A 10,302-nucleotide genomic window follows, 5' to 3' on the forward strand; every position below is an offset into this window, starting at 1 on the left:
GAGCGCCACTGCAATAGAAAGGTGCCTGATCGTGAGTTTCGATCTCAGTGTATTTTCCAATAAAAATATTATTCTTGCTGTCACTGGTGGCATCGCCGCTTATAAAAGTGCAATTTTAGTTCGTCGTTTAAAAGATTATGGCTTTAATGTCCGTGTGGTCATGACTCATGGGGCACAGGCTTTTATTACGCCTTTAACGTTCCAAGCACTCTCTGGTAATCCTGTCCATACGGAGCTGTTGGATACCGAAGCTGAAGCAGGTATGGGGCATATCGAACTGGCACGTTGGGCAGATTTAGTCTTGGTTGCGCCAGCAAGCTGTGACACTTTAGCCAAGTTTGCTTGTGGTTTGGCAGATGATTTACTCAGTACCTTATATTTAGCAACCAAAGCGCCTGTTTGGGTTGCACCCGCAATGAATCAACAAATGTGGGCAGCCAAAGCCACACAGCGTAATTTGAATACCTTGGTTGAAGATGGTGTCCACGTCATTTTACCTGAAGCAGGTTCACAAGCATGTGGTGATGTTGGTTTAGGACGTATGCCAGAACCGGAAGACTTAGCCAAGCAAGTCCGTGAATATTTTCATAAAGCACAACGTGCAATCGCTGAAAAATTTGGTTTGCTGGCAGGTAAAAAAGTCACCATTACGGCTGGACCCACGCGTGAAGCCATTGACCCTGTCCGTTATATTTCCAATCACAGCACAGGAAAGATGGGTTTCTCGATAGCGGCTGCATGTTATTCAGCAGGAGCGCAAGTGACCTTGATTGCAGGGCCTGTGAGTTTAGATACGCCAAATGGTGTACTACGCAAAAATGTGTCTTCTGCGATGCAAATGCTTGACTTAAGTATGCAACAGCTCAAAGACGGTTGTGATGTCTTCATCGCGACGGCAGCAGTGGCGGATTATCGTGTTGCTGAAGTGGCAGAACATAAGATTAAGAAAGCTGGCGATGAACTTGCTGTCTCTTTAGTTAAAAACCCAGATATTGTGGCAACGATTGCTCAACAGGAAAAGCGTCCATTTATGGTCGGGTTTGCTGCTGAAACACGTAATGTTGAAGAATATGCTGCAGGTAAGCTCGTCAATAAAAAGCTCGATATGATTGCGTGTAATGATGTATCACGCTCGGATATTGGCTTTGCATCCGATGAAAATGCCATGACCGTGTTTTTTGCAGATCAGTATGACATGCCCAAACGTGATTTAGAAAAAGCATCTAAACAAGAAATTGCACAGCAATTGGTTGAAGCGATTCATGATGCCTTGCATCAAGACAAACATCCTGTCTAATTTTTAGATCGATTTATCTTCATATAAAAAAGACTGCGTTAGCGGTCTTTTTTGATCGATATTTATCAGTGATTTAACTTCAAAATTTTAGGCTTCTATCGTGAAATATTCTTACGATGGAAATGGTAACGCCAATCAAAAAACATAAAATACATCCCCAAAAAACTACATTGTAATCTACTAGATTAAGCAATGGATTGCGCATACTGAATGGGAAAAATGGATACATATCATGATGCATGAGCGCGTCCAACAGCACATGACTGAAGCTTCCTAGGAAAGCACTTGAAATGGCAACCTTCCAAGTGATTTTCCAATGTTTATAGCTTAATTTTTTCAAAATAAATTGGCTGATTGGTCGCCCAAATACAACGGCAACGCCGCCGATCACTAGTGCACCTAAAAGATTATGCGTATACAGATGCAAAGTATCCCACTTTAAAATAAGGCCAATAAGTGGCTCAATATCCATCAAAATTTGAGTACCCGCAAAGACCATAAAACTAAAGTGATTTTTTTGAGCGGCTTTTAAGCTGGTTCCAATTCCCAAATGTAGCGGAGTAAAAGGCATGCTTTTTAATTCTTTGGATTTTAATTTGTATGAGGGAAAGCATAAAGCGTCTGGATTAGATTGGATATAGGTATTCATCATAAAATATAGATATAAAAAAACCACAATTAAGATTGTGGTTTTTTTAAAGGGCTGAGTGCTTTTAAGCTTGACCTTCAGCTGCAGCGACTTGAGCGCGTTGCATATTTGCTTCAAATTCAGCATCGAAGTTAATCGGCGTGAGAAGTAATTGCGGGAAGCTACCTTTAGTCACAAGATCATTCACCGCTTCACGAAGGAATGGGAACAAAATATTTGGGCAGTAAGCACCTAGAATATATGGAAGACGTTCTTCTTCTACGCCATCAATCAAGAAAATACCAGATTGAGTGACGTCAACAATAAAAGCAGTTTCACCTGCATTTGTTGCTTGAACAACCACTTTTAAAGACACTTCAAAGTGAGTTGGATCTACTTTTTCAGCAGCAGATGACAAGTTAATATTTAACTCTGGTTGCCATTCTTTTGTGAAAACGCTAGCGCCAGGCACTTCAAAAGAAATATCTTTCGTGTAAATACGTTCTAACGCAAGTTGTGGTTGAGCTTGTTGTTCTTCACTCATTCTTTATTCCTTAAGTAAGCGAGTAATAATCTTTAAAATTTGTAATGCTTAAGCGAGCAATTCATCCAGTTTACCTTCACGCTCTAAAGCATAAAGTTGGTCGAAACCACCGATGAATTGATCTTTAATAAAAATTTGCGGCACAGTGCGGTGTTTGGTTTTTTGCATCAACTCAACACGGACTTCAGGTGCTTCAGTCGATAAATTTACTTCTTTGTATTCGATGCCTTTACGTTCTAATAGTTGTTTAGCACGAACGCAGTAAGGACACATATTTGTAGAATATACAGTGACTTGAGCTGTCATTTTGTCGACTCCTTAAGCTTTTTTGCTTTTGACTAATGGTAGGCCTTGGACTTTCCAATTACTCACACCACCATCTAAACGATAGCTGTCTGCATGACCCACTTGTTGCAAAGCAGTCCCTGCAACTTGACCTAAGTTACAAATGAAGACCAAAGGGCGATCTGCAGTTTTTAGTTCTTCAATATGACTTGAAATTTGGCTGTAAGGAATATTGCGGCTACCACTGATATGACCTTCACGGAAATCTTTCGCATCGCGGAGATCAATCAACATTGCATTTTTAGCTTTCACCAAAATACCCAGTGATTGTGGTGAAATTTTGCGACCACTACGCTGACCTTCAAATACGAAGAACAGCACGATCAGGCCACCTAGAATTGCAAATAAGAAGGGGTGATTCCCCATAAATTCGAACCAACGTTCCACAAATCACCTAATGTCAGAATAAAAACTGCGTTGAGTATAGCCTATAAATATGGTGATCAAAATCACCGCTTCAAGGGCTTACTTGAAGAAAAATTAACTTTTTTGCTGAGCCTCAGTAATTTCATCCACCAAACGCAAATAACTTTCTAGGCGTCGAGCAAGAATTTCTTTGTTTTCCACGGCTTGTTTAATGGCGCATTGCTTTTCATGAGTATGTGTACAATTACGATACTGGCAATGTCCAATGAATGCTGAAATTTCAGGGAAACCATTGTCAATTTTGTCATGATCCAAATGCCATAATCCAAATTCACGAATCCCGGGTGAGTCAATCAAAGCACCATTTTCACCAAAACCAATAAGACGTGTAGATGTCGTCGTATGTTGACCGAGGGCAGAGTTATCAGAAATCACATTGGTCTTTTGGGCCGCATCAGGCACGATGGCATTGATCAATGTGCTTTTGCCCACACCTGATTGACCGACAAAGGCAACCGTTTCATTGTCTAAACGCTGTTCCAGCTCAGCTAAGTCACCATTCGATTGAGTCAGCATAAACTCATAACCGAGCGCACGATATTCCTCGACCAAAGTTAAACGATGATCGTGCTCACCTTCGAGTAAGTCACATTTATTGAGGACCAATAAAGCAGGAATATCTGCATCAGCACAGGCCACTAAATAACGATCGATCAATGTCGGTGCAGGTTCAGGGAGTGGCGCAATCACGATGACAATCAATGAAATATTGGCAGCGACAGGTTTGACTTTATGATAACGATCTGGACGAGTGAGCAGTGACCGACGCGGTTGAATCGCAGTGATAATACCCAGTCCAGTATTAGGATCGGCTTGCCACTTAACACGGTCACCTGTCACTAACAATTCCAAGTTAGTGCGTGTATGACAACGCCAAACACTGCCTAATTCAATCGGCTTCCAAAAAGATTCGGGTTCACCTGCTTTGCTCTCAGGTTGAATAGGATGCTCTTCAGGCGTTGATAATGCTTGTACCTCAAGTTGGCGACCATAGTGTTGTACTACGAGACCTTCCAAATCATTTGAAGTATCGATGTCATCTTGACGTGTTTGCTGTTGCTTCTGAATGCGGCGTTGCTGCTGTTCAGTTAAACGACGTTTACGAATTAAAGCCATTCATAACCTGAGAAAACCATAAAATTTAGATGGCAAAAATAGCATGATGAGCTATGGAATTACAGCATAGAGGCAATTAATTTGCTATTCTTCCTGTTTTAGTAGCCCAATAAGATTGCACAAGTATGAGCAGCACACCAGATACCCGCTTGATTTGGATAGACTTGGAAATGACCGGTCTAGATACAGACAATGACAAGATTATCGAAATTGCGACAATCGTCACTGATGACAATTTGAATATTCTTGCTGAAGGTCCAGTGCTGGCAATTCATCAATCCAACATTATTTTAAATGCGATGGATGAATGGAATACCAAGCAACACGGGCAATCAGGTCTTATTGAGCGTGTGCGCCGTAGTAAATTGAGTGTACAAGATGCTGAACAGCAAACGCTTGAATTCTTAAAAAAATGGGTAAATCCAAAATCATCACCAATGTGTGGTAACTCAATCTGTCAAGATCGCCGTTTCATGCATCGTTTAATGCCTGAGCTAGAGCAATTTTTCCATTATCGCAATTTGGATGTGTCTTCTGTCAAAGAGTTAGCACGTCGCTGGCGCCCTGAAATCATGAGTGGCTTAAAGAAAAATGCGTCACATTTAGCGATGGATGATATTCGTGATTCGATTGCCGAATTGAAATATTACCGTCAATATTTCTTCATTAAAGGTGATTAATCATTGGCGTATTGATTTGTCTTAGTGGGATGTATTCTGATTAGGATGAATACAAACAGGAAAAGAGGCGAGATGCCTCTTTTTGTTTTTTGATGTTTTTTTATACATCAACTATACTAAACTCATGATTAAATTTTTTGTTCTAAAATGAATCAAGGTTATAAAATTAATTAATCTACCAACAGTTTTAAGATTAACATTTCTGTTTCATCCTCAATCACTAATTATTAGAAAGAGAGAATTTATGCAAAGTAATAACCCGATTTTAACTCGTGCAGATGTCTATAGTGACGGTGCTCAACCCATGACCGTGCAAGGCGCTATTCAGAAGTCAATCTTATTGACAGTGATTGCAGCTGTCGTAGGTATTTCATTATTCTTCTATTGTTTGTTGACCATGAATATGTCGGTTGCCTATGGAGCAGCATTGGTTGGCTGTATTGGTGGATTTATTTTGGCAATGGTCACGACATTTAAGCCAAATACAGCACGGAGTTTAGCGATCCCTTACGCATTATTCGAGGGTGCTTTTCTAGGCGGTATTTCAATGATTTTCCAAATGAAATATCCAGGTGTGCCTGTTAAAGCATTGTTGGCAACATTTATCACCACTTTAGTGATGTTTGCTTTGTATCGTGCAAAGATTATCCGCGCGACGGAAAAATTTAAATCGGTGATTATCTCGGCTTCAATCGCTATTGCCTTGGTCTTTGTGGTGCAATTTGTCATGAGTTTGGCATTTAGCTCAAGTATTCCTTATGTCTTTGAAAATAATTGGTTAGGGATTGGTTTTGCTGCATTTGTTGCGATCATTGCATCTTTAAGTTTGATTCTAGATTTTGATTTAATTGAATCAGCTGCAGCTCAACACGCACCTAAAGCAACAGAATGGCTCTGTGGTATTGCATTGCTTGCAACTTTGGTCTGGATGTACTTTTCATTCTTACGTTTAATTGGATTCTTAGGTAGCGATGACTAAGGGTTCATTCGATTCTTTTTCGAAAAGCCATTCTTTAAAAAAGCCAATCCATTGATTGGCTTTTTTAATTTGACTTGATGAAAATTTGAATGCTTTAACAAAGAAATTCAAAAAAGGCGCATTATGCAATTTCGTTAATGCTGAAGACTTGGCATTATGCATGAAAATTATTTTGAGTGAGAATCACATGTCACAAGGATTATTGGCAGGTAAACGTTTCCTTATCGCGGGTATCGCAAGTAAACTTTCGATCGCTTTTGGTATTGCGCAGGCACTGCATAGCCAAGGTGCTGAACTTGCATTTACATATCCAAATGAAAAGTTAAAAAAACGTGTTGATGATTTTGCTGAGCAATTTGGTTCAAAACTCGTTTTCCCATGTGATGTGGCTGTCGATGCTGATATTGATCAAGCATTCACAGAACTTGCAAAACATTGGGATGGTTTAGACGGTGTTGTGCATTCGATTGGCTTTGCACCTGCACATACGCTTGATGGTGATTTCACTGATGTAACGGATCGTGAAGGTTTTAAAATTGCGCATGACATCAGTGCCTACAGTTTCATCGCCATGGCGCGTGCTGCAAAACCATTATTACAAGTTCGCCAAGGTTGCTTGTTAACCTTAACTTACCAAGGTTCTGAGCGTGTAATGCCAAACTACAATGTCATGGGTATGGCAAAAGCTTCACTTGAAGCGGGTGTACGCTACTTGGCATCGAGCTTAGGTCAAGATGGGATTCGTGTGAATGCCATTTCAGCAGGTCCAATCCGTACTTTGGCTGCGTCAGGCATTAAATCCTTCCGTAAAATGTTGGATATCAATGAAAAAGTGGCCCCACTAAAACGTAATGTCACTATTGAAGACGTCGGCAATGCGGCATTGTTCTTGTGCTCACCATGGGCCAATGGGATTACGGGTGAAATTCTGTATGTCGATGCTGGTTATAATACGGTGGGAATGAGTGCTGAACTCATGAATGACCAATAATTCTCAAGTTTTAACAGTGATGTATCGAGCTAAGACGAATTGGCTCGATACATGCGTATACAACTTTTGAGTGATAATGCTGTCTTAATTTGATAAATTTTGCTTAAATATATCGCAACTTAAAGAATTGCTAAATAAAGACAATAATCATGTTTGCCAATATCTATTCGGCTTTAGAACAACTGGGATTAACCGCACAAAAACGTGCCATTCATGTTCAATTTTCTAATCCTAGCTTAAATGCAGACGTTTTTCTGCAACGCATCGACGGTCAGCATGCCTTAAATGAAGGCTTGACCGCAGAACTGATTTGCCTGTCCATCAATGCCACTATTTCCCTCAAAGAATTCATCGGTGCACAGGTCGCAGTTGATCAAGTCACCGATCAAGGACAACTGTTTCGTACCACAGGTATCATCACTGAGGCCGCACAAGGACAAAGTGACGGTTCACTGACCCTATATAAACTCACCATGCAAGATGCCACTTCTCTGTGGCATAAACGCCGTAACAGCCGTGTGTTTATGAACAAATCTGCAGTGGATGTGGTGGAAACCCTGTTTCAAGAATGGCAAAACAAAAGCCCATTGTTTGCTTCAAGTCTTAGCCTAGATCTAAGCGGACTACAACAACAATACGACGTCCGTCCTTTCATCATGCAAAGCAATGAAACGGACTATGACTTCATCACGCGCTTACTACGTAGCGAAGGCATTAACTGGCTGATTGACGAAGCCCAGCACCAAGTGCCCGCATCAGCCACCCCGATCAGCGCCCAAAAACTCCGTCTCATTGACGACAACAGCCAATACCAAGCACTACAACGCAGAAGTATCCGCTACCACCGTAGCAGTGCCACGGAAAAACAGGACAGCATCACCAGCTTTGTTGCCCAGCGCAGCATCCAACCGACAGCAGTGCATGTACAACGCTGGCAAGCTGACGTGTTAGAGCAAGAAGAGGGTGCAGGCACCGTTCAAAGCAAACATAAACACAGCAACAACCAAGACAATGCCAATCTTGGCCTTGAGCAAGCATGGCATGTAACACCGGCGTGGATACAAGACCTTCAAGGCGAAGATCAAGCCACACCATCTGGCAACAGCCAAATCGAAAAGCTGAACCAAAACCTTAGCCAGTACTACGACGCTCAAAGCAAACAATTCATCGCCAGCTCCACTGTACGCGATACCCAAGTCGGCTACTGGTTTGAATTTACCGAGCATCCAGAGATTGATCAGCACAGTGGGTCAGACAAAGAATTCCTGATCACAGGCAAACAATACTACAACCAAAACAACCTACCCAAAGATCTGACCGATCAAATCAACCAACTGATCAAACAGAGTAATTGGAACAGCAACTTCAAACGCGAACACCACCAAGAAGAACGCCAAGGCAACAGCCTGATCTTGCAACGACGCAACATCCCCACAGTTCCAGAATACAACCCACTGCAACACCGCCCAGCAGCACACCCACAACGCGCCAAAGTAGTCGGACCGAGTGGCGAAGAAATCCATGTGGATGAATGGGGACGCATCAAAGTCCGCTTCCTGTTCTCACGAGCAGAAGACAACCAAGCTGATGGTGGGGCAGGATCAAACAACAACGACACCGATTCAGCCTGGGTCGATGTCCTGACCCCGTGGGCAGGCGAAGGCTATGGGGCACGCTTCCTACCCCGCATCAACGAAATTGTGGTGATTGACTTCTTCGATGGCAACATTGACCGCCCATTCGTGGTCGGACGTATCCACGAAGCCCAACGCAGTCCAACCAAATTCGATGCCAAAGGGCAACTGCCAGACACCAAAAAACTGGCAGGGATCCGTTCCAAAGAAGTCGGGGGTGCAGGCTATGGACAACTGCGCTTTGATGACAGCACAGGGCAAATCAGCACCCAACTGCAAAACAGCCATGGCGCAAGTCAGCTTAACCTGGGGAACTTGAGTCATCCCAAAGAGACAGAGACCAGTGAAGGACGCGGCGAAGGCTTTGAGCTGAGAACAGACCAATGGGGTGCTGTAAGAGCAGGGCAAGGCTTACTTCTTTCCACCTACAAACAAGACCAAGCGACAGGCACGCATTTGGATGCCAAAGAAGCCAAACAACAACTTGAAGGCAGTCTAAACAACTCAAAAGCCTTAAGTGAAGTGGCGAAGAATCAGCAGACGGATCCGCTTGAAGTTTTAGAAAATATTCAAAGTTTTATCGAAACCTTAGCCAAGGAAGATCAAGCGAAGGCCGATGCATTCAAATCTGCTGTTATGGTCTTAGCTTCACCAAATTCAATCGGACTTGCCAGCAATGAAGATATCCACCTCTCAGCCGATGGGCAGATCAGCCACAGTGCTGGCGATAGTATAAATATAAGTACGCAAAAGTCACTTATTGCTCATGCAAGTCAAAAGATCAGTCTGTTTGCAGCACAAGAAGGTGCACGACTTTATGCAGGCAAGGGCAAGATAGAGATTCAAGCACAGGGTGATGCACTAGATCTGATTGCACGTAAAGGTATTCAGATTATATCAACGGAAGATACCGTTTATATCACCAGTCCGAAAGAGATTAATTTAACTGCGGGTGGCTCACAGATTAAGATTAATAGTTCAGGGATATTTCCGACTACAGGTGGTAAGTTTGAAGCTAAGGCGGGGCAGCATTTGTTTAAAAATAGCCAAATAGTACAATCAAGTATTCCATTATTGCCAAAAATTGGCATGTATAACCTGAAGTTTGAAGTCAGAGATAAAGAAACAAATGATTTAATGCCTTTCAAAAAATATATGGTTAGTAATAGTTTAGGACAAATTTTTTATGGAACGACTGATGAAAATGGACTAACGAAAACTTTTAGTTCAAGCACTGAAGAAGAGTTTAGTTTACATGTTGTAAATGAAATGATAGAAAATTTTAATAATAGTGAGTTAGAAGGTGATGAGTAATTATAAGCAACCTTATATAGCACAATTAGAAGTGACAGATTTTCCTAAAAATTTCACATCAAAAGATTATGGCTATGTAATTACTGCTAAAGGAGAGGGGTTTAAAACATATATAGCCAAATATGAAACATAAGCTACATCATCTTAAATACGATATCCAGAGCTTCCTGAATGGTTTTATTGTTCTGAGCAATGATGTGCCTGACTTTACTTTTTAAGACAGACAATGCTTTTTCAATAGGATTGAGGTCGGGACTATACGCAGGTAGATAAACGATTCTTGTCTTATATTTTGCTGCTAAATCATCAATCGCTTGACCTTTATGAATTGAGGCATTATCGAGAATC

At 41.7% G+C, this 10,302-nt stretch carries 12 protein-coding genes; 6 read left to right on the forward strand and 6 right to left on the reverse strand.

All coding sequences use genetic code 11. The features are described 5' to 3' along the window. Nucleotides 1-31 precede the first annotated feature (31 nt). A complete protein-coding gene (coaBC, locus tag AC5YCE_RS13705; RefSeq protein WP_496127110.1) occupies nt 32-1,297 on the forward strand; it encodes a bifunctional phosphopantothenoylcysteine decarboxylase/phosphopantothenate--cysteine ligase CoaBC in 1,266 nt (421 codons plus the stop codon). A gap of 79 nt (nt 1,298-1,376) precedes the next feature. Here coaBC and AC5YCE_RS13710 read toward each other — a convergent pair whose 3' ends face one another. The 5 genes from AC5YCE_RS13710 to rsgA form a co-directional block, all read right to left on the reverse strand. Beyond that, on the reverse strand, nt 1,377-1,868 hold the full coding sequence (locus tag AC5YCE_RS13710) for a hydrolase (protein WP_496172414.1): 492 nt from the start codon (nt 1,866-1,868) through the stop codon (nt 1,377-1,379). Nucleotides 1,869-2,010: 142 nt separating this feature from the next. Beyond that, nucleotides 2,011-2,469, reverse strand: coding sequence for a protein-export chaperone SecB (gene secB, locus AC5YCE_RS13715; RefSeq protein ID WP_496125867.1), 459 nt, complete (start codon nt 2,467-2,469; stop codon nt 2,011-2,013). A 48-nt stretch (nt 2,470-2,517) separates the two neighbouring features. Further along, entirely contained in the window at nt 2,518-2,775 is a 258-nt protein-coding gene (grxC, locus tag AC5YCE_RS13720; protein WP_496125866.1) for a glutaredoxin 3, read from the reverse strand. A gap of 12 nt (nt 2,776-2,787) precedes the next feature. Next, nucleotides 2,788-3,201 (reverse strand): rhodanese-like domain-containing protein, encoded by a 414-nt coding sequence (locus AC5YCE_RS13725; protein WP_496125865.1) that lies wholly within the window; start codon nt 3,199-3,201, stop codon nt 2,788-2,790. Between the two features lie 93 nt (nt 3,202-3,294). After that, the gene (gene rsgA / locus AC5YCE_RS13730) at nt 3,295-4,356 is read right to left on the reverse strand and encodes a ribosome small subunit-dependent GTPase A (RefSeq protein WP_496125864.1); all 1,062 of its coding nucleotides are present in this window, start codon (nt 4,354-4,356) and stop codon (nt 3,295-3,297) included. A 125-nt stretch (nt 4,357-4,481) separates the two neighbouring features. On the opposite strand from rsgA, the gene orn reads away from it, so the two are divergent. The 5 genes from orn (at nt 4,482) to AC5YCE_RS13755 (ending at nt 10,087) form a co-directional block, all read left to right on the forward strand. Beyond that, nucleotides 4,482-5,036 carry an oligoribonuclease gene (gene orn, locus AC5YCE_RS13735; protein WP_496125863.1) on the forward strand — a complete coding sequence of 185 codons (555 nt, stop codon included), beginning with the start codon at nt 4,482-4,484 and terminating at the stop codon, nt 5,034-5,036. A 244-nt stretch (nt 5,037-5,280) separates the two neighbouring features. Further along, on the forward strand, nt 5,281-6,015 hold the full coding sequence (locus AC5YCE_RS13740; RefSeq protein ID WP_496172415.1) for a Bax inhibitor-1/YccA family protein: 735 nt from the start codon (nt 5,281-5,283) through the stop codon (nt 6,013-6,015). A gap of 187 nt (nt 6,016-6,202) precedes the next feature. Next, nucleotides 6,203-7,006: an enoyl-ACP reductase FabI gene (locus AC5YCE_RS13745; RefSeq protein ID WP_496172416.1), complete on the forward strand. Its 804-nt coding sequence runs from the start codon at nt 6,203-6,205 to the stop codon at nt 7,004-7,006. A gap of 149 nt (nt 7,007-7,155) precedes the next feature. Then, nucleotides 7,156-9,954, forward strand: coding sequence for a type VI secretion system Vgr family protein (locus tag AC5YCE_RS13750; RefSeq protein WP_496172417.1), 2,799 nt, complete (start codon nt 7,156-7,158; stop codon nt 9,952-9,954). Beyond that, nucleotides 9,947-10,087 carry a hypothetical protein gene (locus AC5YCE_RS13755; protein ID WP_496172418.1) on the forward strand — a complete coding sequence of 47 codons (141 nt, stop codon included), beginning with the start codon at nt 9,947-9,949 and terminating at the stop codon, nt 10,085-10,087. The genes AC5YCE_RS13750 and AC5YCE_RS13755 overlap by 8 nt, the downstream gene beginning before the upstream one ends. 1 nt (nt 10,088) lies before the next feature. Here AC5YCE_RS13755 and AC5YCE_RS13760 read toward each other — a convergent pair. After that, a partial coding sequence (locus AC5YCE_RS13760) for a transposase (RefSeq protein WP_496172419.1) occupies nt 10,089-10,302 on the reverse strand: 214 nt, incomplete at its 5' end.

It is taken from the genome of Acinetobacter sp. CY79 (genome assembly GCF_059515845.1).

What these genes read in the sequence shown, in the direction of transcription:
- AC5YCE_RS13710 (WP_496172414.1), bottom strand. Translation starts at nt 1,868, where the DNA reads ATGCCTTTTACTCCGCTACATTTGGGAATTGGAACCAGCTTAAAAGCC.
- secB (WP_496125867.1), bottom strand. Translation starts at nt 2,469, where the DNA reads ATGAGTGAAGAACAACAAGCTCAACCACAACTTGCGTTAGAACGTATT.
- rsgA (WP_496125864.1), bottom strand. Translation starts at nt 4,356, where the DNA reads ATGGCTTTAATTCGTAAACGTCGTTTAACTGAACAGCAGCAACGCCGC.
- orn (WP_496125863.1), top strand. Translation starts at nt 4,482, where the DNA reads ATGAGCAGCACACCAGATACCCGCTTGATTTGGATAGACTTGGAAATG.
- grxC (WP_496125866.1), bottom strand. Translation starts at nt 2,775, where the DNA reads ATGACAGCTCAAGTCACTGTATATTCTACAAATATGTGTCCTTACTGC.
- AC5YCE_RS13750 (WP_496172417.1), top strand. Translation starts at nt 7,156, where the DNA reads ATGTTTGCCAATATCTATTCGGCTTTAGAACAACTGGGATTAACCGCA.
- AC5YCE_RS13745 (WP_496172416.1), top strand. Translation starts at nt 6,203, where the DNA reads ATGTCACAAGGATTATTGGCAGGTAAACGTTTCCTTATCGCGGGTATC.
- AC5YCE_RS13755 (WP_496172418.1), top strand. Translation starts at nt 9,947, where the DNA reads ATGAGTAATTATAAGCAACCTTATATAGCACAATTAGAAGTGACAGAT.
- AC5YCE_RS13740 (WP_496172415.1), top strand. Translation starts at nt 5,281, where the DNA reads ATGCAAAGTAATAACCCGATTTTAACTCGTGCAGATGTCTATAGTGAC.